18 protein-coding genes and 1 pseudogene are annotated in these 21,227 nt (G+C 67.7%); 4 read left to right on the forward strand and 15 right to left on the reverse strand.

What is annotated here, in order from left to right:
- Nucleotides 1-6: 6 nt before the first annotated feature.
- The 6 genes from IB268_RS05930 to IB268_RS05955 form a co-directional block, all read right to left on the reverse strand.
- On the reverse strand, nt 7-1,179 hold the full coding sequence (locus IB268_RS05930) for a hypothetical protein (protein ID WP_254593276.1): 1,173 nt from the start codon (nt 1,177-1,179) through the stop codon (nt 7-9).
- A complete protein-coding gene (gene ampH, locus IB268_RS05935; protein ID WP_175180685.1) occupies nt 1,176-2,321 on the reverse strand; it encodes a D-alanyl-D-alanine-carboxypeptidase/endopeptidase AmpH in 1,146 nt (381 codons plus the stop codon). The genes IB268_RS05930 and ampH overlap by 4 nt, the downstream gene beginning before the upstream one ends.
- A gap of 138 nt (nt 2,322-2,459) precedes the next feature.
- A complete protein-coding gene (locus IB268_RS05940) occupies nt 2,460-3,377 on the reverse strand; it encodes a GAF domain-containing DNA-binding protein (protein WP_233564540.1) in 918 nt (305 codons plus the stop codon).
- 109 nt (nt 3,378-3,486) lie between these two features.
- Nucleotides 3,487-5,568, reverse strand: a complete 2,082-nt coding sequence (locus IB268_RS05945) for a PIG-L family deacetylase (protein ID WP_192352707.1) — start codon at nt 5,566-5,568, stop codon at nt 3,487-3,489.
- A gap of 141 nt (nt 5,569-5,709) precedes the next feature.
- Nucleotides 5,710-6,447 (reverse strand): hypothetical protein, encoded by a 738-nt coding sequence (locus tag IB268_RS05950; protein WP_192353968.1) that lies wholly within the window; start codon nt 6,445-6,447, stop codon nt 5,710-5,712.
- Between the two features lie 67 nt (nt 6,448-6,514).
- The gene (locus IB268_RS05955; protein WP_119450118.1) at nt 6,515-7,393 is read right to left on the reverse strand and encodes a LysR substrate-binding domain-containing protein; all 879 of its coding nucleotides are present in this window, start codon (nt 7,391-7,393) and stop codon (nt 6,515-6,517) included.
- 110 nt (nt 7,394-7,503) lie between these two features.
- On the opposite strand from IB268_RS05955, the pseudogene trpB reads away from it, so the two are divergent.
- Together trpB and trpA are read left to right on the forward strand one after the other, a co-directional pair.
- Nucleotides 7,504-8,712, forward strand: a pseudogene (gene trpB, locus IB268_RS05960) (tryptophan synthase subunit beta).
- A complete protein-coding gene (gene trpA, locus IB268_RS05965; RefSeq protein ID WP_175212530.1) occupies nt 8,709-9,494 on the forward strand; it encodes a tryptophan synthase subunit alpha in 786 nt (261 codons plus the stop codon). Before trpB ends, trpA begins: the two are co-directional and overlap by 4 nt.
- A 43-nt stretch (nt 9,495-9,537) precedes the next feature.
- Here trpA and IB268_RS05970 read toward each other — a convergent pair whose 3' ends face one another.
- The 5 genes from IB268_RS05970 to IB268_RS05990 are packed head-to-tail and all read right to left on the reverse strand — an operon-like array spanning nt 9,538 to nt 14,341.
- The gene (locus IB268_RS05970) at nt 9,538-10,806 is read right to left on the reverse strand and encodes an FAD-binding oxidoreductase (protein WP_054451776.1); all 1,269 of its coding nucleotides are present in this window, start codon (nt 10,804-10,806) and stop codon (nt 9,538-9,540) included.
- A 28-nt stretch (nt 10,807-10,834) separates the two neighbouring features.
- Nucleotides 10,835-12,133, reverse strand: coding sequence for an FAD-binding oxidoreductase (locus IB268_RS05975; RefSeq protein WP_192353969.1), 1,299 nt, complete (start codon nt 12,131-12,133; stop codon nt 10,835-10,837).
- Nucleotides 12,134-12,143: 10 nt separating this feature from the next.
- A complete protein-coding gene (locus IB268_RS05980) occupies nt 12,144-12,875 on the reverse strand; it encodes an amino acid ABC transporter ATP-binding protein (RefSeq protein ID WP_175160240.1) in 732 nt (243 codons plus the stop codon).
- Nucleotides 12,872-13,531, reverse strand: a complete 660-nt coding sequence (locus IB268_RS05985) for an amino acid ABC transporter permease (RefSeq protein ID WP_054451769.1) — start codon at nt 13,529-13,531, stop codon at nt 12,872-12,874. Before IB268_RS05985 ends, IB268_RS05980 begins: the two co-directional genes overlap by 4 nt.
- Before the next feature lie 54 nt (nt 13,532-13,585).
- Nucleotides 13,586-14,341, reverse strand: coding sequence for an ABC transporter substrate-binding protein (locus IB268_RS05990; protein WP_125471231.1), 756 nt, complete (start codon nt 14,339-14,341; stop codon nt 13,586-13,588).
- Between the two features lie 326 nt (nt 14,342-14,667).
- Between IB268_RS05990 and IB268_RS05995 the strand changes: the two genes are divergently transcribed.
- The gene (locus IB268_RS05995; protein WP_054451768.1) at nt 14,668-15,525 is read left to right on the forward strand and encodes an IclR family transcriptional regulator; all 858 of its coding nucleotides are present in this window, start codon (nt 14,668-14,670) and stop codon (nt 15,523-15,525) included.
- Between the two features lie 30 nt (nt 15,526-15,555).
- On the opposite strand, the gene IB268_RS06000 is transcribed toward IB268_RS05995, so the two are convergent.
- From IB268_RS06000 to IB268_RS06015, 4 genes are all read right to left on the reverse strand, one after another.
- Nucleotides 15,556-16,014 (reverse strand): hypothetical protein, encoded by a 459-nt coding sequence (locus IB268_RS06000; RefSeq protein WP_225591299.1) that lies wholly within the window; start codon nt 16,012-16,014, stop codon nt 15,556-15,558.
- A 241-nt stretch (nt 16,015-16,255) separates the two neighbouring features.
- Entirely contained in the window at nt 16,256-16,471 is a 216-nt protein-coding gene (locus IB268_RS06005; protein WP_175180692.1) for a hypothetical protein, read from the reverse strand.
- A complete protein-coding gene (locus IB268_RS06010; RefSeq protein WP_054451764.1) occupies nt 16,468-17,055 on the reverse strand; it encodes an ATP-binding protein in 588 nt (195 codons plus the stop codon). The genes IB268_RS06005 and IB268_RS06010 overlap by 4 nt, the downstream gene beginning before the upstream one ends.
- Nucleotides 17,052-18,230 carry a phage tail sheath subtilisin-like domain-containing protein gene (locus tag IB268_RS06015; RefSeq protein WP_192353971.1) on the reverse strand — a complete coding sequence of 393 codons (1,179 nt, stop codon included), beginning with the start codon at nt 18,228-18,230 and terminating at the stop codon, nt 17,052-17,054. The genes IB268_RS06010 and IB268_RS06015 overlap by 4 nt, the downstream gene beginning before the upstream one ends.
- A gap of 511 nt (nt 18,231-18,741) precedes the next feature.
- Here IB268_RS06015 and IB268_RS06020 point away from each other — a divergent pair.
- Nucleotides 18,742-21,213, forward strand: a complete 2,472-nt coding sequence (locus tag IB268_RS06020) for a carbohydrate-binding family V/XII (protein ID WP_225591300.1) — start codon at nt 18,742-18,744, stop codon at nt 21,211-21,213.
- Nucleotides 21,214-21,227: the final 14 nt, after the last annotated feature.

A 21,227-nucleotide genomic window follows, 5' to 3' on the forward strand; every position in this document is an offset into this window, starting at 1 on the left:
ATGGCCTCAGAATCCTGCTTGGTAAGCGATGCGGAAAACGCCCTGGTTGATGCGCAGGGCCTGGTCGCGCTGATGCGTGAGCCCGGCCTGCACGATGAAGCCCATGGGCGTGACGTAGGTAACCGCGCCTGAAATGCCCCAATCCGTATCGTCCAGCAGGCCGTACTGCGCCAGCTTCTGGCCGCTGCCGGAAAGCTTGCGCACGGCTGCTGTCGCGGTCAGCTGCCAGCGGTCGCGCGACAACGAGACCGAGGTCACGCCGTTGCCGTTGGACACGGGGGCGCCGCGAAAGGCGCTGGAATAGGTGGCTTCGTTGAACCAGCTCAGGTTCCACGAGTTGGCCAGCGGCGCGTCGTAGCGCAAGCGGGCCGATACCGTGTTGGCGCTTTTTCCTTGATCCGGATCCAGATGCAGCCGGCCCGCGTCCACCCCGCCCGACCATCCTTCCAGTCCGGGCAGATCGCGGAAATCGTAGGAGAGGATGAAGGACTTCAATTGGTCGCTGAAGAGCGGCGGCTGATCGGGCCCGATGAGGCCGCCGTCCAGGCTGAAGCGTCGGTTCATCGCGGTGTTGTCGCGCTTGAACAGCATGGCGGCCACGGAGTGCGTTCCGCGGTCCGCGGTATCCAGGGTGTAGCGTCCGCCCACCCCGATCGAGCCGCGGAACTCCGAGTTCTCGTTGAAACCCGTGTACAAGCCGTCGACCACGTGCCAGGCGTCGCCAAAGCCCAGGTCCATCTTGCCGCCGTACAGCGCGTAGTTGTCCGCCGTATAGGCGGCGAACAGGTTGTCCAGGTCCACGCCCAGGTCGGAAAACGCATTGTCCTTGGTGTCGTTGGTGGACGAGTTGAAGGTCGCCTTGGTGCGGATCGAAAACTGCCGCGTCAGCTGCAGCACCAGGGCCGCCTCCGCCGTGGGCTGCACGCTGCTCCAGTGCGATCGGGGAAGCTGGCCGTTGTCGTCCTGCACGCCGAAGAAGCCGGTGTAGCCGGTCATCAGCAGGAAGCGGCCATTCAGCTGCGGATAGGTTTCGCCGCCCTCGCCCAGCTCGCTGTAGGGCGTGAGGAAGATCTCCGTCTTGAAGATGTCCCGAGCTTCCTGCGCGCACGCGCCTTGTGCGACCACGGCCAGCAGCGCGGCCGCTGCGGCCTGGCGCAGCGGCCGGCAGGGTCCGTTCACCGCGCCAGCTCGGCCGCCAGTTCACGCACCTGGGAATGGATATTGTTGAACATGGCGAAATTCACGCGGCTGGCGACGACGAACACGCCCAGCCCGCGGTTGGGCGACAGCACGGCATACGACATGAAGCCGCCCAGGCCGCCGCTCTTGCCCAGCAGCAAGGGCGCGCCATTGCGCGGCAGGGTCACGACCCAGCCCAGGCCCATGCCGTCGGCGTCGGTGACTTCCGTGCCTACGACGGACTTCAGTCCGTCATAGGGCAGCCACATCGTGTGCGCCAGCAACGACGCCTGCTTCGATTGTTTGGCGCCGTCCAGGTGCCAGCGCATCCAGCGCGCCATGTCGTCGGCGGTGGAGTAGATGCCGGCGCTGGCGTACATCACGTCCGGCACCGGGGCATTGGGATCGGGCTTGTCGAAGGGATCCAGCCCGGTCATCAGGCGCTTTTTCTGCGCTTCGTCAAGCGCATTGGTGGTGTCGGTCATGCCGGCTGGCTTCAGCACCTCGTTGGCCAGCACGGTCGAATAGTCCGCGCCGCCGGCCTTGGCCAGCGCATCGCCCAGCAGGCCGAAGCCCAGGTTGGAGTACAGCGTGGTGGTGCCGGGCACATAGGCCGGCTTGTGGCTGCCGATCCATTTCCAGTAATAGGCGCGGTCGAACGCGGCGAACGGATTGTCGGAGGGCTTGGCGTCAGGATTGGGCAGTTCACGCGGCAGGCCGGCCGAATGCGTGGCCAGGTCCAGCAGCGTCAGCGGGCGGCCGTTGGTTTCGACCTTGGCGTTTTCTGGCGCATATTTGGCCAGCGGATCCGTCAGCTTGAGCTTGTCCTTGGCTGCCAACGCCGCCAACACGTCGCCAGCGAACACCTTGGATACTGAAGCGATCCTGAAAATGGAGCGGCCATCCGGCTCCACGCCGCTGCCGGGCGCGGTTTCGCCATAGCCCTGAATCACGACCTCGTCGCCGCGCACGGCCGCGATGATCATTCCTGGCGCACCCGAGTTCAGGTACAGCTGCATGCCGGCCATGGAGACGGCATCCTGCAGCGCCAGGTCGGCCGCGCGGACCTGGCTGGCGCCCAGTGCGCAGGCGGCGCTCAAGGCTAGGGAGGTGATGCGCGGCAGTATGCGGGACGTCAGCATGCGGTTCTCTCTGCGGGACTTTGGGAACGGATGTTCCTTCGCCTGCGATGATCCCAAAAACTCGTTGCGCGGCCACTTGCGGCAGGACGAAACAACATGCCGGCATGACGAACTGCATATTTCAGAGGTGCGCCGGGTTCAGATGCCCATGCGTTCGCGCAGCGGCTTGCGGTAGGAGCGCGACACCGGCCAGGTCTCGTCCACGGCCCGCATCCGGATCAGCCACTTGTCCACGCTGCGGCGGTCCACGTCCATGACATGCAACGCGTTCGCAATGGCGGTGCGGTGCACCCGGAAGAAGGTCTGTTCCGGCAGCAGGGTCGACCATATGCCCAGCGCGCGCGAGTCCAGCACCATCGACCCGTCTTCCAGCCAGATTTCGCTGTAGTTGCCCGCCGAGCGCACGCCTACGATGGTTTCAGGCTGCACGCCGCGGACCACGCCGCGCATGCTGAGATAGATCACCGATGTGGCGCTGTCGTAGCGCGGCGCGCGGCCGCGCTCGCGGCTGTTGCCGTATTTGGCCTGGCCTATCAGGTTGGCGCATTGGTAGAGGGCGCGGACTTCGGCGGCGGACCAGGCCCGGTGCCGCACAGTGGTGTCGAAGCCGATGATGCCGTAGAGCTTCCCGTCATGGAAAACCGGCACGCTCAGCACGCTCTTGTTGCCCTGGCGCTGGAATTCGACCTGGATGGCGCGCGCGGTGCGGGGCAGGTCGTTGACGTCGTGGATGGCGACCGCCTGGCCTTTGACCATGAATTTGTGCAGCCAGGCGATCAGCGTGGTCGGCACGTCCTGGAGTTCGGCGACGAAGGGTTCGGTCTTTCCGCGGCACCATTCATGGGTATTGCGCAGGCGCAGCATGTCCGGGCGGTACTCGATCATCCATGACCGGTCCACGTCCGAGGTCTCGCCCATGTAGGCCAGCTGTTCGGAGATCGCGTCGTCGGCGGGGAGCTTGAGCAGGCTCATCGCGCAGTGGTAGAGCCAGTCCGACGAGGGATCGGGTTCAAGCAGGGTGGCGGGGTGAGTCTGGTACTGGACTGCATCCTTCACTTGCGGTTCCCCCCTGCGGCGACATGGCGCTTGGCGCGCTCGCGGGCCGGGCCCCGCGGCTAGGCTGGATTTTCCCTCTGGTAACGAGGGATGACAAGATCTGAAATCATCATCGCACCGTGGTCGGCGTCGCCGCCTGGGAGGCCTGCGTCGGCATGCGGCCCACGCTGAGCGTGCCGGGATCCTCTGCAGAGGGGCGCACCACCGCCGCCTTGTTGGCGTCGTTGGCGCCGAGCTTGGGCAGGTCGATGGGGCGCGCGGCCACGGTTTCGAAGGGGCCGCCGCCGGCCGATGGCACACCCTCCAGGGTCACGCCGCGGGTCCAGTTGCCATCGTGGCGCGACAGCACCTCGTAGCGCTGCGGGGCGCCGGTGGCGCGGGCGACGATGTAGAGCGTGCCATTGACCAGATTGAGCGCAGGCGGCGAGGCGGCCTGGGCGTCGAGCTTGGACGGCCTGCCGTGTTCCACCAGCCACAGTTGTCCGCCGGCGCGTTCCAGCACGGCAATCATGACGTTGCCGCCGGCGTCGGCGCTAATGGCCGGGCGGCCGATATAGGGCACGCCCATGTCGGTCGGCGCGCTCCATTCCATGTCGAGATCGGTGGTGTCGCCGGTCTCCATCAGGCGGGTCAGATGGTTGTTGCCGCGCTGGCGGAAATAGAGTTCGACGCGGTCCTGGTGATTGCGGATCGCTGCCAGGCCGCCGGCGGCCTGGGGCGCGGGCACGCGGCGCCAGTCCTGCCATTCGGGGAGCTGGCCTTTGGCGGCCGGCAGTTGGCGGGTGTAGTGGAGCTCGCCGGTCCCGGTGAGCGCGAAGATGATGTAGCGTCCGTCGCCGCCCAGCGCCGCAGCGGGGGCGCCGGTCACGCCCTCCAGCGGCGGCAGGTCCTGCCAGGCGCCCCAGCTGCCGTCGACGCCGGAGGGCGTGATCCAGTGCAGCAGGCCGTCGTAGCCCAGCGCCACGGCGGCGGCTTCGCCGCGCGGCGCAACCGCCGGGATCTGGGTCACGCGCAGGCCGCCCAAGGCCTGCCAGCCTTGCCAGGTGCCGTCGTGGCGCTGTTTGTTGGCCCACACGCCGCCCAGCGGGTCGCGCGCCATCAGGCCGGCCGTGCCGTCGGTATGGGTGTACGACACCAGCGGGCCGTTGGTGCGCCCGCCCAGGCTTTGCCAACGCCGCTGGTCCGCGTCCCAGCGGTTGACGGCGCCATTGGTTTCGCCGGCAGCGAACACCACCAGGCCGCCGCGCCCGTCCGGGTAAAGCTGCGGCGCGATGTCCTGGCGCGACACGTAATAGGCGCGCTGCACCCAGGCGGCCGCGGGGCCGGCGGGCTCCTTGCAGCCGGTGGGGCCGGCGCAATAGTGGTAGTCGTTCCAGGCGTAGTGCTGGAAGGTCAGCGACTTGCTGGCGATTTCGGCCTGAGTCAGGTTGGTGGCGCGTTCCTGGCTGGGGTAATCGACGTAGCCCATCTCGGCGTAGTTGCCGGGCGCGCGCAGCATGGCTTCGCGCGCCAGCCGCGCGCTGGCGATATGGTCGGGATGGCCATGGCCGGCGCAGCGCCAGCACAGCTGCGTGTAAGGCACGGCGATCGTATCGTCGAGATGGCGTACCGTGGTCGGCGCGTACTGGCGGATCAGGTCGGCCAGGGTGTCGATCAACTGTTCGCGCGTGTAGGACTCGGCATAGGGGCCGAGCGTGTCGACGTTCTGGCCGGGTACGGATTCAGTGCGGCTCAGCGGCGTCAGGCTGCCCCAGCCCTTGCCCAGCCAGGGATCCTTCAGGCGCATGTGCCAAAGCTGCACGCGCGGATTGCCCTTGAGGGTAAAGCGCGCGATGTGCCGTCCGCCCGCGATGCCGGCGTCTTCCTTCCATTCGTCCGGTTGATGCGCCATATAGGCATAGGCGGAGCGCACGCCGCGCTCGCGTCCCAGCATGTAGGTATCGCCTTCGCCGGCATCGCTTGCGGTCAGGTAGACCAGCCGCACGCAGCCGCCTGCCTGGATGTTAGAGGCGATGTCCGGGTTCATGAACAGCAGGTCGTCGTCCAGGTGGGCGACGAAAGCCATGTCCTTGATGCCATGGCATTGCGCCAGCGTCGGCGGAGCGGCGAACGCTTGGGCGGAGAGCAGAGTGGCGACGGTACAGAGTAGCGCCCGGCCAATGGGGCGCAGCATGGCCAACAAGACGTGCATAACGGGGCGCAGCAGAAAAGGCGCGGCGCGTAAGGGGTATTGAGGTGGGACCAGTATAGCGGTGCGGGATGGCGGTAAATGGGGGCGGTACAGACGGCCCCGTGGCCCTCATTCCGGCATGGCGCGGCCGGTCCGCCCGCGCTAGCGGTTGGGCGCGGCCATGGCCTTATCGCCCTGGTACGGGCTGAGATCCAGCCCCGCCTGCTGGAAGCGCCGCACGATTGCCGGCAGTTGCTTGCTTTGGCTTGCGCCGTCGACGGCCTGGATGGCCTGGCGGCATGTTTCGATGTCCTTCGGGCAGCCGTGGCCGGGCGCCAGCAGGCTGGCGTACACCGATATGTTGACGGCCAGCTGGGACACCTGGACGGCGGTCGGCTTGCCCAGGTAGAAGTCGTCCAGGTCGCGCTTGAGGCGGGCAGTCTCCTCTTTGCCGGCAAGCGCGCCGTCGCGGCAGTCCATGAAGGTGGGTGACTCGTCGATCAATTCCATGCGGCTGCATGCCAAGGCCAGGCGTGGAGCGGGCAGGAGGCCCGCCGGCAACTGGGCCCGGACAGTCGGCGATCCCGAGGTGGCGAACGACACTATCCGTCCGTTCGTGCGCTTGCCGGCATCGACCGGGCCGGCGATCAGCATGGTCACATCCAGCGACGCAGGAAAGCGCGCAGTCGGGCCGTTGGCATAAGCCCGGGACACGGTTTCGGCGGTCGCGGCGGGCAGGCCGAGCCTTGCGCCGATAAGGCTGTTGCCGCCTTGCAGGTAGGTGTCGAGCTCGTCGCGCAGCACGGCTTCCAGCACGGCCGCCTCGGTGGCGGAAAGACTGTAGGCGGCGCTGGCCAGCGTGGGGACCAGCAGGCCCAACATCGCGCAGAGCTTTTTCATGGATACGTTGCGGCAGTGTGGTTCGGCGCGCAAGGGTAACCGGTTTGCGCGCGCAGCGTGGAGGGCGTCAGTTCGCGCCGGCGCTGGCCAGCAGCCAGTCGCGCAGGCGTTCATGCGCGGCGTCGGCGCGGACCGCATCCTTGCGCAGGCACAGGCTGAAGGCCGCGCCGCTTTCGATGAAGCCCAGCGGCGCGGCCAGCCTGCCTCGGTGCAGTTCGGCCTCCACCAGCACCGCCGGCGCGATGGCCACGCCCAACCCGGCCGCGGCGGCCTCCAGCATGTGGCCCAGATGGTCGAACTCGCGCCCCGCTTGCCGTGGCGTCAGCGCGATGCCTTGGCGCGCCGCCCAATCCTTCCAGGCGTCGGGCCGCGAACTGGTGTGCAGCAGCGGCGTATCCAGCACGTCGGCCGCATCGCGGATATGCGCGGCCAGGGTCGGGGTGCAGACCGGGCCTATGGTTTCGGCGAAGAGCGGGGTGACGCCCCATTCTTGCGGCCAGGCGCGCCCGGCCAGGATCAGCGCATCCACGCGCTGCGTGTTCAACAGGGCGGCATCTGCGGCTGTCTGCAGCCTGATGCGGATGTCCGGATGCAGGGCTTCGAATTGTTCAAGCCGCGGGATCAACCAGTTGGAAAGAAAGCTGGCGGGCGCACCCACCGCCAATTCGGCCGGCTGCGTGCCGCGCCTGAGTTCGTCGCAGCGGCGCTCCAGCAGGTCGAAGGCGTCATGCGCCGCGCGCTGCAGGTCCAGGCCCGCCGCGGTCAGGTGGACGCGCCCCGCGCGCCGCTCGAACAAGGCGCAGCCCAGCCATTCTTCCAGTTGCCGGATCTGCTGGCTGACTGCGCTATGGGTCACGCAGAGTTCCTTGGCGGCCAGCGTGAAACTCGCCTGGCGGGCCGCGCTGTCGAAGAATCGCAGGGCATTGAGGGATGGCAGACGTCTCATGATTGTTAGCTGAGCTTACATATATGGGAAATAAATCATTGATTCAAATAAGTATTTTGTGACGATAGCATAAGGAAAATCCTACTCATCCCGTCACGGAAAACCTATCCATGCCACTCGCCATCCATCCGGCCGCGCCCGACAGCCGAGGCCAATTCGGCCCCTACGGCGGCCGCTACATGCCCGAAACGCTGGTCCCCGCCCTGGACGAACTTGAACGCCAGTTCAAGGCGGCGCTGGCGGACGAGGACTTCTGGCAGACCTACCGCGGCCTGCTGGCCGACTATGTGGGCCGGCCGAGCCCGCTGTTCCTGGCGCGCGGCGTTTCCGGGGAGCTGGGCGGCGCGCAGGTCTACCTCAAGCGCGAAGACCTCAACCACACCGGCGCGCACAAGATCAACAACTGCCTGGGGTAGATCCTGCTGGCGCGCCGCATGGGCAAGCGCCGCATCATTGCCGAAACCGGCGCGGGCCAGCATGGCGTGGCGACTGCCACCGTCTGCGCCCTGTTCGGCCTGCAGTGCGTGGTTTACATGGGCGCCGAAGACATGGAGCGCCAGTCCGTCAACGTGCGCCGCATGCGGATGCTGGGCGCCGAGGTGCGCGCGGTGCACGCCGGCACCGCCACCCTGAAGGACGCGATGAACGAGGCCTTGCGCGACTGGATCGCCCATCCCGCCGACACGTACTACCTGCTGGGCACCGGCGCCGGACCGCATCCTTATCCCTGGCTGGTGCGCGAGTTTCAGAAGGTGATCGGGGAGGAGACGCGCCAGCAGATCGCGGCCAAGACCGGCCGCGTGCCCGACGCCATGGTGGCCTGCGTAGGCGGAGGCTCCAACGCGATGGGGTTTTTCTACCCCTTTCTGGAACTGGCAGACGTGCGTCTGTACGGCGTCGAAGCCGGCGGGCTGGGCCTGGCCAGCGGGGCGCATGCGGCCAGCATCAGCGCGGGCCACGAGGGCGTGCTGCACGGCTGCCGCAGCTATTACCTGCAGGACGAAGACGGCCAGATCGTCAACGCGCATTCGATATCGGCCGGCCTCGACTATCCGGGCGTCGGGCCCGAACACGCCTTGCTGCATGACCGCAAGCGCGTGGACTACGTGTCGGTCACGGATGCCGAGGCCGTGTCGGCCTTCCATTGGCTGACGCGCAAGGAAGGCATCCTGCCCGCGCTGGAAAGCGCGCATGCGCTGGCCTATGTGCGCAAGCTGGCGCCGCGGATGGCGCGCCACGAGATTCTCGTCGTGTGCCTGAGCGGACGCGGCGACAAGGACATGGACACGGTGACTCAATTTGGCGAGGTGGCGGCATGACCCGGCTTGATCGAACCTTGGCGGAGCTGCGCCAATCTGGACGCAGTGGGCTGGTGACCTATTTTGCGGCGGGCGATCCCGATCCTGCCGCATGCCTGGAGCTGCTGCGCGGCTTGCGCGCGGCGGGCGCGGACGTGATCGAACTCGGCATGCCGTTCAGCGATCCGGTCGCGGACGGTCCTGTGCTGCAGCGGGCCAACGTGCGTGCGCTGGCCGGCGGCCAGACCCTGAAGCGCACGCTGACCCTGGTGCGCGATTTCCGCGAGGCGGACGCGCATACGCCCTTGGTGCTGATGGGCTATCTGAATCCCATCCTGCGGCATGGGGTTGAAGGCTTCATCGAGGACGCGGCCGCGGCGGGCGCGGACGGCCTGATCCTCATTGACCTGCCGCTCGAACATGCCGACGAGATCAGCCGCGCGGCGCGCGCGCATGGCCTGCATCTGATCCGGATGTCCGCGCCCACGTCCGAGGACGCGCGGCTGGCGGGCTTGCTGCGCGACGCCAGCGGGTTTGTCTATCACATCATGCTGGCCGGCACGACGGGCGCGGACTTGCCTGACGAGCGCCGCATCGCGCAGGATCTGGACCGGCTGCGCTCGCATACCAGGCTGCCGGTGGCTGCGGGCTTCGGCGTGCGTTCGCCTGATGAAGCCCGGCTCGTCGCGCGGCATGCCGATCTGGTGGTGGTCGGCTCGCGGCTTGCGCAAGTGCTGGCGGAGCAGGGCGTGGCGGGCGCGCTGGACGAGGTGCGGGGGCTGGCGGCGGCGCTGCGGGGGTAAACGGCGCGTGCGCCGTCCTGGAAGGCCGGGCAGCGCGCATGCCTCAGGCGTACCGCTCCAGCCGGAACGCCCTGATGTCGACGGGCGTTTCGTTCCCCTGGATAAGGGCGGCCAAGGTTTCACCCACCGCGGGACCGATGCCGAATCCGTGTCCGGAGAAGCCGGATGCCAAGTAAAGCCCCGGCACGGCGGCGACCGGCGCGATGACAGGCATGGCGTCCGGCGTCACGTCGATGTAGCCGCCCCAGGATTGCGCGATGCGGGCCTGCTGGAACACGGGGAAGGCGCGCAGCAGGCGCTCCCAGGCCTGGTCGATCCCGCGTTTGTAAGGCGCGGGATCGAGCACGCGGCAGCGCTCGTAAGGCGTTTCGCGGTCGGCCGGAAAGCGGCGCGGCGTCGCCAGTTCTTCGAAGAAGCGCTTGCTGAAGCGGATCCGGACCAGCGAGTTGTTGGCGATCCAGGCGCGCAGGAACTTGCCCATCAGGCGGAAACTGTCCGGCACCAGTTCGGCCAGCGAGGCCGAGAACTGCGAGACGGTATAGCCGCCGTCGGCGCGCTTGCGGCAGGTGAAGTCCTTGCCGTTGATTGCCAGCGAAACGCCGGCGTCGAAAGGTTCGGTGCGCAACACCGAACCGCGCACCTTCAACTGCGGAAAGTCCACGCCCAGATTGCCGCAGAACAGGCGCGACCAGCCGCCGGCGGCCACCAGCACCGCCTGCGCGCGCAGCGTACCGCGTTCGGTGATGACGGTGTCGGCGCGGCCGGCGCTGGTCTCCACGCCGCGCACGGCGCAGTTTTCGTATATCAGCGCGCCGGCCTGGCGCGCCAGCGCCGCGACGCCCTGGGTGGCGATCTGCGGCTCGGCCACCCCGTCGGCGGCGCTGTAGAGCGCGCCCGTCCAGGCGCGTCCGGAACTGGGCAGCAGGCGCAGGGCTGCTTCGCGGCCCAGCATGTCGGCCTCTACGCCATAGGCGCGCGCCTTGGCCAGCCAGCTTTCGTGCTCGGCGGCGTCCGTCTCGTTTTCTTGCAGGTAGACCAGCCCGTTGCGGCGGTAGCCGACTTCGACCTGGGCCTGGATCTCGCGCCAGAGCTGGTTGGCGCGCAGCGCCAGCGGCACTTCGGGCAGGTCGCGTCCCAAGGTGCGTACCCAGCCCCAGTTGCGCGAGGACTGCTCGCAGGCCAGCGTGCCTTTCTCGAACAGCGCGCAGCGCACGCCTGCGCGCGCCAGCGCGAGCGCCGTGCTCACGCCTATGATGCCGCCGCCGATGATGGCCACGTCCACCGTGGCAGGAAATTGCGTTTGTGTCGTCATGGCAAAGTGAAAGCGCCAGGGCAGGGGGTCAGGCGGGGTAGCCCAGCGCGTCGCGCAGGCGGTACCAGTTGATGGCCAGCGTGGCGCCGAATTGCCGCGCCGGGTAGAAGGGCATGCGCTCGATGGGCGTGACGGGGAAGTCGAGTTCACCTGCCGGCACGCCGCGGATGGCGTCGGTCAGCACGCGGCCCAGCGCCGTGCCCATGGCCACGCCGCGTCCGCAGTAGCCGTAGGCGGTCCAGATGCCCGGCGCCAGCCGATGCACGCGAGGCAGGTCGTCCATGGTCATGCCTACGCGGCAGGCCCAGCCGTGGCGCCACGCGGCGTCCGCCAACTGCGGGAAGCGCGCGACTGCGGCGCGGCGCAACTGTTCGCCAGTGGACGGATCCAGGCGCTCGGACGAGTGCCCGCGGCCGCCGATGACGAAGCGACCTTCCGGGTCGATGCGGCAGTAGTAGGTAATCTTGCGCGTCTCGGAGATGCCGGCGCGCAGCGGCAACAACTGCTCCTGCAGCGCTTGCGGCAGGGGATCGGTGGCGATCTGCGCGCTGGATACGTTGACGTACGACTGCGCGACGGCCGGCCACAGCCGGTCGGTGTAGGCGTCGGTCGCCAGGACGACGTGGCGCGCCTGGACCGCAAAGCCGTTGACGCTCAGCGTCGCGCCGCCGTCAGGCGTGGGCGCGATGGCGGACACCGGCGAGTGGTCGTGCATCGCCGCGCCTGCGTCCTGCGCCGCGCGCGCCAGTCCGCGCGCGAAGGCCAGCGGCTGCACCGCGCCCGCGCGCTTTTCGCGCAGGCCCGCGGGCCAGAACGAGGATCCGGTGGCTGCGCGCATCGCGTCGGCGTCCAGGTATTCGACGTCGCCGCCATGGGCGTTCAGCTCCCGCGCGCGGTTTTTGAGATAGCTGCCCGATGCCGCCGAGAACGCGCCCTGGATCCAGCCGTTGCGGGTGGGCGAGCAATCGATGCGCAGGCGTTCGGCCAGTTCGAAAAGGTAATCGGCATTGCCGTAGGCAAAGCGCATCATGCGCGTGGCCGTGTCCGCGCCGAAGCGGCGGATCAGCGCGGCAGGGCCGGGCTTGAAGCCCGGCACCACCTGGCCGCCGTTGCGTCCGGAGGCGCGGTGGGCCACTTCATGGGATTCGAACAGCGCCACCTTGAAGCCGGCCTCGGCCAGATGCAAGGCGGCCGACAGGCCGGTGAAGCCGCCGCCGACCACGGCGGCGTCGACATGCAGCGGACCGGCCAACGCCGGCGAGGCGGCGCGCGCAGGCGCGGTCGCGGCCCACAGCGTGGCTGCGGGCGAAAACAGATCGTTGTTCATGGTGCCGGAGCTACTGGGCGTGGGTGACGCGTTTGAGGAAATCACGCATGCGTTCGTTGCGGGGATTGGTCAGCACTTCGCGCGAGGGGCCCTGTTCGGCGATACGGCCGTTTTCCAGGAACAGAACGCGGTCAGAGACGTTGCGCGCGAAGTCCATTTCGTGCGTGACGATGACCATGGTCATGCCCTTCTCGGCCAGCGTGCGCATCACGGACAGCACCTCGCCCACGAGTTCCGGATCCAGCGCCGAGGTCGGCTCGTCGAACAGGATGGCCTCGGGTTCCATCGCCAGCGCACGGGCGATGGCCACGCGCTGCTGCTGGCCGCCGGAGAGCTGCTGCGGATAGTGGTTCATCTTCTCGGCCAGGCCGACCGACGCCAGAATCTCGCGGCCGCGGGCGGTGGCGGACTCGACGCTTTCGCCCTTGACGTGCACCGGGCCTTCAATGACGTTCTCCAACGCGGTGCGGTGCGGGAACAGGTTGAAACGCTGGAACACCATGGCCACGCGCTGGCGGATGTTCTGGATGTCCTTGCGGCGCGCGTCCACGGTGATGCCGTCTATCGTGATGCGGCCGCCGTCGTAGCGCTCCAGGCCATTGATGCAGCGCAGGAGCGTGGACTTGCCGGAGCCGGACGGTCCGATCAGGCAGACCACTTCGCCTTGCCGGATTTCGGCGTCGATGCCTTCCAGCACGCGGTGGGCGCCGAACGACTTGCTGAGGTTTTCGATCTTGATCATTGGCGGCGCCCCAGTCGGCGTTCAAGTTTGCCGATGAAGTACATCATGGGCAGGCTCATGGCCAGGTACATGAGGGCTACCAGCGTGAAGATGGTGGCGCTCTTGAAGGTGGAAGAGGCAATTAGCTTGCTCTGCATGGACAGCTCGACCACGGTGATGACCGCTGTTTGCGAGGAATCCTTCAGCATCATGACCACGTTGTTGCCGTAGGGCGGCAGCGCGACCTTGAAGGCCTGCGGTAGCACCACGCGGCGCATCAGCTTGGCGCGCGACATGCCCAGTGACTGGGCAGCTTCGAACTGGCCGGGATCGACCGCGTCGATGCCCGAGCGGAACACCTCCGACATGTACGAGGAGTACGCGATGCCCAGGCCCAGCGCGCCGGCCTGGAAGGCGGTCAGGCTGATACCGATTTCGGGCAGCACGAAGTACATGTAGAACAGCACGACGATGATGGGAACGCCGCGGATGATGTTGGTGAGGATGCGGCTGGCGTGCGATAGCGGCGCAACGCCGCTGACCCGCAGCAGAGCCCAGAACAGGCCGAGCGCCGTGGCGATGACCAGCGCCGCCGCAGTAATGGCGATGGTCGTCAGCACCCCCTGCATCAGCACCGGGAAGAACTCCGCGGCGTCACTGAAAAATGACTGGAACATCTTGGATACCTGTTAGGCGGCGCGCCGCGGCGGATCGGGCCGCGGCGCTCGGGATCAGGGCGCGACGCCCCACTTCTTCATGATGGCGGCAAGGGTGCCGTCCTGGCGCAGCACATCGATGGCCGCGTTGAGCTGCTTGACGCGTTCGGCGTCTCCCTTGCGCACGGCAAGCGCGATGTTGGTGGGCATGGCAGGCTGATAGCTTTCGACGTAGCGCACGTTGCGCACGCCCTGGGTGCGGACCTGGTAGGAAATCACCGGTCCGTCGCCGAAGGCCGCGTCCAGGCGTCCGAGCGCCACGTCGCGCACCAGGTCGGACATGGTTTCGTACATCTTGATTTCCTTGAGGCCGGGCGCGGCCTTCAACGGCTCGACGTAGAGCGTGCCGATCTGCACGCCGACGGTCTTGCCCTTCAGGTCGGCAATGCTCTTGTAATCGGTCTTGTCCTTCTCCGGCACGATCAGGGCCTCGCCGTACTCCACCACCAACTGCGTGAAATCGACCACTTCGGCGCGCTGCGGCGTCTTGGCGAAGGCCGAGGCGATGATGTCGATCTTGTTGGTCTGCAGGGCCGGCACCAGCGAGGCGAACGGGATGGGCATGACTTCCGCAGTGAAGCCGGCCTGCTTGCCCACTGCGTGGGCGATGTCGATCATCACGCCTTGCAGGGTATTGGTCTTCGGATCCAGGAAGTTGAACGGCACCGCGGTCGGCGTGGCGCCTACCTTGACGGTCTGGGCGTGCGCGCCCGACAGGGCGGCGGCGCACAGCGCCGTCGCCAACAACGTTTTCAACACTTTGTGCAGCATCGGAATCCCCTTGGAAGCTGGAATCGCGCGCCTGCACGGTGTACCGGACGTCCGATTTCGTCCTTGTCAGGTGCGCATTATCGTATCGAATAGCGATAAGCTTCTATCGCATGTAGATTTTATAATCCGGCCAAGGAAAGCCTGTCAATCAACTCCGGTTTTAGCTAAGCGCTTTTTATTTAAGGGTTTTCCCGAGATTACCTGATGCGAAAAGGTAGAATGCATCAAAAGAACCGCGGCTTTTTCTTGCATTCATTTGAATTGGAATGCAATCTCTGCGTATCGAACACTAATAGACTGGGCGGCCTGCGCCGCCCAGCCCAGCCATGAATCCGGAAACCTCCACGCTGTACGTCCAATCGCTGGCCACGGGCATCGCCGTGCTCGATGCCTTCGATGCCGAACACACCTCCATGAGCCTGCCGGACATTGCCGCCGCAGCGGGCATCACCCGCAGCGCGGCGCAGCGCTTCGCGTTCACGCTGGAAGCGCTGGGGCTGCTCAACAAGGACCCTGTCAGCAAGCGCTATTCGCTGTCGTCCCGCACGCTGGACGCAGGTTGCCGCTACCTGGAATCGCATCCGCTGCTGGACCGCGCCAATCCCTTCCTGCTGGAACTCAATCGCAATGCCGGCGAAACCGTGAACCTGGCGGAGCCGGCCGGGCAGGACATGATCTACATCGGCCGCTTTCCCAGCCCCTTGCGGTTACTGGTGCACATGCCCGTGGGCCGGCGCATCCCGATGTACTGCTCCTCCACCGGGCGCGTGTACCTCGCCGGCATGAGCGACGAGCAAGCTTGCGAGGCCCTGGAGGCCAGCGAGCGCGTGAAGTACACGGCCAACACGCTGACCGGCCTGGATGAACTGATGGCGCAGATCCGCCTGTCGCGCGAGCAGGGCTACGCCTGCTGCAAAGAGGAGTACTACCGCGGGGATCTGGCGCTGGCGGTGCCGGTCTACGACCTGAACCAGCGTGTGGTGGCGGGCCTGCAGCTGTCCGTGTCGGCGGCCAAGTGGACGGTCAAGCGCGCGGTGTCGCGCTTCGTTCCGATGATGCTGGAAACGGCCAGGCAAATCTCCACGTCGCCACCCACGCCTCGCGCCTTGACGGCGTTCGGCGGCGGCGCTGCGCGCGACCTGCACGCCGAGCCGCCAGGGCGCGTCAGCGGACGCAAGCCGTGAGGCTGGCGGCCGCTCCAGGCAGTTGCGGCTTCAAGCCGTTTGCGGCGTCTTTGCGCCCGGCTCGCCGCGGCGACCAGGCTTGCCATACAGCAGGCGCGCGCACAGGAACGCGCTGAGCGCGCCGGGCGCCGCGCCGACGGTCAGGGGGAAGCCCAGCTCTTCCAGCCAGGGCCTGCCCTGGGAGATAAAACCCGTCAGGAAAACGAAGCCATAGACGGCGCCGACCAGCGCCATCGCGGCATAGGCGCGCCAGGACGGATGCGCCGGCCGCAACGCGCCGGCCACGATGCCGCACAGCAGGGCGGGCACGAAGCCGAAAATGTAAAACCAGGGCAGGGCGTAGACCAGCATGAGCAGGTTCTCGGGATCCCGGGTCACGGCCGTCAGCGCGATGATGACGCCTGCGCCGCCGATGGGCGGCGCGGCCACGCCGTAGAGTGCGCCGCCCGCGACCAGATCGCTGCCCAGGCGCTGGCCGGCAGTGCCCATTGTGTGTTGCCGCCTGCGGCGGTAAGCGATGGCGGCGAGAGCGCCTAGAAGCAGTATGCCGGCCGAGATATAGGGGGTCATCGCGTCATGCAGAATGTGGGCGGGAGTGGCATGGCCGGCTTGCCGCGGGAAAGCGGCAAGCCGGCGCAACAGGCCTGATGATACCGTGGCGGCCGGCCAGGTTTTCCTGCGCGCGCCGCGCCCGCATCGCACGCAGCGCCATTCTGCGGCGGCGCGGCGCTCAAGTCGGGTCGTTGCCGGCGCGCGCGTCAGCGGCGCCGGCGCTGTTGTTCAATGAGCTGGCCAGCGCGGGGGCGGCCTCGTCCGCTGCGGGCTGTTGCTCCGTGCGCCGCATCAGCCGTTTGCTCACCATGGCGGCGACGAAGGCATTGCGTTGGGCCGCGTTGTAACCGGGGTGGCTGAGTTCGCGTACGTATTCGTTGATCACGGGTTTCATGGATGTTCTCTCGTCTTGAGGCCAGGCAGGGGCCGGGCGTGTTGGCTTGCATCGGCGCGGACGGCTTGCAGCAGGCGCGCCATGGTGACTTCGGCGCCGGTGTCGGCGGTAAAGAGCGCGCGGCTCCAGCGGCGCGCGCGCTGATCCGGCGCGGGCGCCGGAAACTGGACCACGAAGCGCAGCCGCCTCAGGAATGCGCTGTCCAGGTTGGACTTCAGGCTGGCGGCCCGCGACGCCAGGCCGCGGTAGGACTGCATGGGTTGCAACAGGTAGCTGACCTCGATATTGGCGTAGCGGTCATGGCTGTCCTTGACGTTCGCGCGCTTTCCGAAGAGAGCGTCGGCTTCGTCGAAGTACAGGACCGCGCCGCGCTGCTCGACCGACTCGAACAGGCGGCTCAGGTTTTCCTCGGTTTCGGCGATGTATTTGCTGACGATCCTGGACAGGTCGATGCGATGCAGCGCCAGCCCCGTATCGCGCGCCAGTTCCTCGGCAGCCTCGAAGGCCTGCGCCCGAGCGCGCGGGTCATGTTGGACGCCGGTGTCCCAAAACGCGAGGATGCGCGGTTCCGTGGGTGCGTTCATGGGGGACTTCCTTCCGTTTGCCCGGCGCGTTGCTGGACCCGGATGACCACGAACTCGGCCGGCCTGAGCGGAGCGAATCCCACCAGGATGTTGACCATGCCGCGATCCCTGTCCTGTTGCGTGGTGGTCTCGCCATCGCACTTGACCAGATAGGCATCGCGGGGCGTGCCGCCCTGGAAGGCGCCCTGGCGGAACAGTGCATTCATGAAGGAGCTGACGTTCAGCCTGATCTGCGCCCAAAGCGGCTCGTCGTTGGGCTCGAACGCGGCCCACTGCGTTCCGCGCAAGAGCGATTGTTCCAGGTGCAGCGCCAGGCGGCGCACCGGCACGTACTTGTATTCCGAGGCGAAGTGGTCCGTGCCTTGCAGGGTCCGCGCGCCCCAGCAGACCGCGCCGCGTCCGGCAAAGGTGCGCAGGCAATTGACGCCCAGGGTATTCAGGTTGCGGCTCTCGTCGTCGCTGACCGCCGCGGCCAGGGACAGGACGCCAGCGAGGCCCGCGTCGATGCCGGCTGGCGCTTTCCAGACGCCGAGGTCGGCGTCGGTGCGCGCATACAGGCCCGCGATCGTGCCGCAAGGCGCGGTCAGGCGCGGCAGGCCATTCTTCAGCGGGTCGGCCGCGCGGGTCCAAGGGAAATACAGCGCGGCATGATCGGACCTGGGTAGCGCCGCACCCATGACTGCGGCCGCCATGGAGGCCGCATCGGCCGCCGCAGGCGGCGCATCGATGATCATGAAGGCGTGCAGCTCTTTGCAGTAGGACACGGCATCGGCCAGCACGATGCTGTGCGTGATGCCGGGCAGGCATAGCAGGTTGAAGGCATGGGCATCGTCCAGCGCGTAGAGGCCCCGGCGCTGCGCGCGCTGGCCGATGAAAGCGGCATGCGCCTCCAGCGGATCGTTCTGCGCAGGCTGCGCCACGCGCACGACCCAGGCTTGAGCGCCGCCGTTCAGGAAGAATTGAAGCACCGCGTAGCCGAGTTCGCAGCCCTCGGCCAGCCCGCCGAACTCGCGTTCGTAGTCGGCGAAATCCTGGATGTGGACGGGATGGTTGAGCGGTCCGCGCATGGCCGTGCCCAGGAACGCGGCAACCGAGGTCGGCGCGCCGGCAATGGTGCGCACGCCTGCGGGAATTTCCTGGACATACACCCCGGGATGAGTCAGGGCAGGGACCATGAACTGCTCCTTTCCACGGCGACTTGATGGCGTGAACCTGCAGCAGGAGAGTCTTCGCGGGACGGCCGAAGCGCCGCGGACAGAGGGCCGGGCGTGGGCGCGACACGCCGTAGCGCGGGCGTCTGGCGGGCGTTGCGCCGCGCTTCTAGTTGGATTGCAGCGGAAAGGCAATCGGGCATAAGCAGCAGCCCTGATGAGATGTTTTATAGAAGGTCTGATAAAAGCGGGCAATAGCTTTTCAGCGGTGTTAACGTTCTGTTGCTTATTCAGAAGCCGGCCCTTGCAGGACGCCTTGCAGGCAGGCCGGTCGAGGCTTGGCCCGTAGCGGCGGCGCTGCGGGAAATCAGAGTGGCCGGGGGCCCGACTGGCGGCCGCGGCCCTCAACGAGGAGCGCGAGATGTGTAGCCTGACCCGACTGTGGCGCGTGCATGTTTTCCCGACAACATCGTCAGCGCCCGCGAACCCGCCCGGGCGCCTTTCTCGCCTCGCTCTCGCCCTTGCCGTGGCCGGCATGGCTGCCGGCGCGGGCCTGACGCCAACCGGCGCGGCGCAGGCGCAAGCCCAGGGACAGACCCCGGCGCAAACGGCGCCCGCCCAATCCGATGCGCAGGAAGAGGCCGCGCGTTCGCTGCAATGGCCGCGCAGTTTCGAGGCCGCCGACGGCACGCGCGTGGAGCTCTATCAACCCCAGATAGATACCTGGACTGCCGACCGCATCACAGGCCGCATGGCGGTGGCGGTCGGCGCCGCCAAGGGCAATCCCACCTACGGCGTGGCAGACTTTTCCGCCCGTGCCGAGGTCAACAAGCCGGCGGGCCTGGTGCATCTGTCGGACATCCGGATCGAGCGCGTGCAGGTGCCCACCTCGCCGGAAGCCGCCGCCAAGCTGCGCAGCCAGCTTGAAGCGCGCCTGCCGGCCAAGGGCGTGGTCACGCGGCTTGATGCACTGCAACTGAGCTATACGCTGTCCCAGAACAACCCGGCCACGAAAACCGTCCCGGTGGACAACGCGCCGCCGCGCATCATCTACCGCACGGTGCCGACCGTGCTGGTGCTGATCGACGGCGGACCTGTATTGGCCGAGGTGCCTGATGCCGCAGGCTGGCGCCGGGTCGTCAACACGCGCGCGTTGATGCTGGCGGACAACGCGGGCCGCTATTTCCTGCAGGCCGCTGGCCATTGGTACGAAGCGCGCACCGCCACCGGGCCGTGGACGGACCTGCCGCAGCCGCCCGAGGCTCTGCAGGCCGCCGCTGTTGCGGCGCGCCGCAAGGCCGAGCCGGACCCGATGCTGCCGCATGGCGGCAAGGCGCCGCACCGCGCGCCCGCCATCGCGGTGTCCACCGCGCCGGCCGAGTTGCTGGTGACCGTCGGCCAGCCTGAAATGCGGCCGGTGCCAGGGACTTCGCTGCTGTCGGTGGCCAATGCCGATCATGCCCTGTTCATGAATCCGGGCGACAACCGCTACTACGTGCTGGTGTCCGGCCGCTGGTTCCGGGGCGCCAGCCTGGACGGCCCCTGGTCCTACGTGCCGGGCAAGCAGCTGCCGCGCGATTTCGCCAAGATTCCGTCAAAGGATCCGCAGTCGGGCGTGCTGGCTTCGGTGCCGGGCACGCCGCAGGCCAAGGAGGCGCTGATCGCCTCCACCATTCCGCAGACCGCCACGGTGTCGCGCAGCGCGGCGAAATTGCAGGTGGAATATGCCGGCGGCTCCCCGACGCTGCGGCCCATCGAGGGTACGGCGCTGTATTACGCCGCCAATTCGCAGGTGCCGGTGATACAGGCCGAAGGCCGCTACTACGCGTTGTCGCGCGCTGTCTGGTTCGTATCGGATTCGCCCATGGGGCCGTGGCGCGTGGCTGACCATGTGCCGGCGATCATCTACGCCATACCCGTCAGCTCGCCGCTGCACTACGTCACCTACGTGCAGGTGTACGGATCCACCCCGCAGAGCGTGGTGTTCGGCTACACGCCGGGCTACATGGGCGTGGTGGCCAGTCCCGACGGCACCGTGGTGTATGGCACGGGTTACGCGTATCCGCCGGTCATCGTGCAGGACACCTGGGTGGGCTATCCGCCCAGCTATGGCTACGACGCGGCCTTCGCCACCGCGACCGGTTTCGCCTTCGGCTTCGTCGCCGGCGAGACCTGGGGCGGCGCGGCGCCCTATTGGGGGCCATACTGGGGCGCGCCTTATTGGGGCGGCGTCAACGTGAACCAGGTCGACGTCTATGGCGCCTGGGGCGGCTCCGGCGTGGTCACGCACGCGGCCGGCTGGAACGGCTGGACCGGCACCGAATGGCAGGGCACCCACGCCGAGGGCTACAACCCCCAGACCGGCGCAGCCTTCGAAGGCACGCGCGGCGCGGCCTATAACGAGTACACCGGCAATGCGGCTGCCGGGCGGCGCGACGCCTATACCAACCCGGCGACCGGCGCTTCGGGCGCTGGCCGGGCGGGCGTGGTCGCCAACGACGACGGCCAATGGGCTGCCGGCCGCCAGGACGTGCGCACCAATGCCAACACCGGCCGCAGCACCATCTCGTCGGCCACGGCGACCGGCACGGCGGGCGACGGCGTCAACAGCGTGGACCGGCGCGGTGCCACGTACGACCGCAACACGAATAGCGGCATGGCGTGGAACAACGGCAACGTGTACGCAGACCATAACGGCAATGTCTACGAGCACAACGACAACGGCTGGCAGCAGCACACCAGTTCCGGTTGGCAGCCCGTGCAGCCCAGCGCGCAGTCCGGCGGCAATTACCTGAACGGCCAGCGCCAGGCGCGCGACTATTCCGACGACCGCATGGGCGGCATGGAGGGCGGCGGTTGGCAGGACCGCGGAATGCAGGGCGGCGGCTGGCGCGACCGCGGCATGGGGGGCGCGGAAGGCGGCGGCTGGCAGGGGCGCGGCATGGGCGGCCGGGGAGGCTGGGGCGGCGGCTTCGGCGGATTCCATGGTGGAGGGTTCCGCCGCTGAGCGGCAGGGCGCCA

Source organism: Achromobacter sp. ACM01, assembly GCF_014851745.1.
GTDB classification, from domain to species: Bacteria; Pseudomonadota; Gammaproteobacteria; order Burkholderiales; family Burkholderiaceae_B; genus Achromobacter; species Achromobacter aegrifaciens.

What these genes read in the sequence shown, in the direction of transcription:
- IB268_RS05950 (WP_192353968.1), bottom strand. Translation starts at nt 6,447, where the DNA reads ATGAAAAAGCTCTGCGCGATGTTGGGCCTGCTGGTCCCCACGCTGGCC.
- IB268_RS05975 (WP_192353969.1), bottom strand. Translation starts at nt 12,133, where the DNA reads ATGAACAACGATCTGTTTTCGCCCGCAGCCACGCTGTGGGCCGCGACC.
- ampH (WP_175180685.1), bottom strand. Translation starts at nt 2,321, where the DNA reads ATGCTGACGTCCCGCATACTGCCGCGCATCACCTCCCTAGCCTTGAGC.
- IB268_RS05955 (WP_119450118.1), bottom strand. Translation starts at nt 7,393, where the DNA reads ATGAGACGTCTGCCATCCCTCAATGCCCTGCGATTCTTCGACAGCGCG.
- IB268_RS05995 (WP_054451768.1), top strand. Translation starts at nt 14,668, where the DNA reads ATGAATCCGGAAACCTCCACGCTGTACGTCCAATCGCTGGCCACGGGC.
- IB268_RS05980 (WP_175160240.1), bottom strand. Translation starts at nt 12,875, where the DNA reads ATGATCAAGATCGAAAACCTCAGCAAGTCGTTCGGCGCCCACCGCGTG.
- IB268_RS06000 (WP_225591299.1), bottom strand. Translation starts at nt 16,014, where the DNA reads ATGGGCACTGCCGGCCAGCGCCTGGGCAGCGATCTGGTCGCGGGCGGC.
- IB268_RS06020 (WP_225591300.1), top strand. Translation starts at nt 18,742, where the DNA reads ATGGCTGCCGGCGCGGGCCTGACGCCAACCGGCGCGGCGCAGGCGCAA.
- IB268_RS05945 (WP_192352707.1), bottom strand. Translation starts at nt 5,568, where the DNA reads ATGCACGTCTTGTTGGCCATGCTGCGCCCCATTGGCCGGGCGCTACTC.
- IB268_RS06010 (WP_054451764.1), bottom strand. Translation starts at nt 17,055, where the DNA reads ATGAACGCACCCACGGAACCGCGCATCCTCGCGTTTTGGGACACCGGC.
- IB268_RS06015 (WP_192353971.1), bottom strand. Translation starts at nt 18,230, where the DNA reads ATGGTCCCTGCCCTGACTCATCCCGGGGTGTATGTCCAGGAAATTCCC.
- IB268_RS05985 (WP_054451769.1), bottom strand. Translation starts at nt 13,531, where the DNA reads ATGTTCCAGTCATTTTTCAGTGACGCCGCGGAGTTCTTCCCGGTGCTG.
- IB268_RS06005 (WP_175180692.1), bottom strand. Translation starts at nt 16,471, where the DNA reads ATGAAACCCGTGATCAACGAATACGTACGCGAACTCAGCCACCCCGGT.
- trpA (WP_175212530.1), top strand. Translation starts at nt 8,709, where the DNA reads ATGACCCGGCTTGATCGAACCTTGGCGGAGCTGCGCCAATCTGGACGC.
- IB268_RS05990 (WP_125471231.1), bottom strand. Translation starts at nt 14,341, where the DNA reads ATGCTGCACAAAGTGTTGAAAACGTTGTTGGCGACGGCGCTGTGCGCC.
- IB268_RS05970 (WP_054451776.1), bottom strand. Translation starts at nt 10,806, where the DNA reads ATGACGACACAAACGCAATTTCCTGCCACGGTGGACGTGGCCATCATC.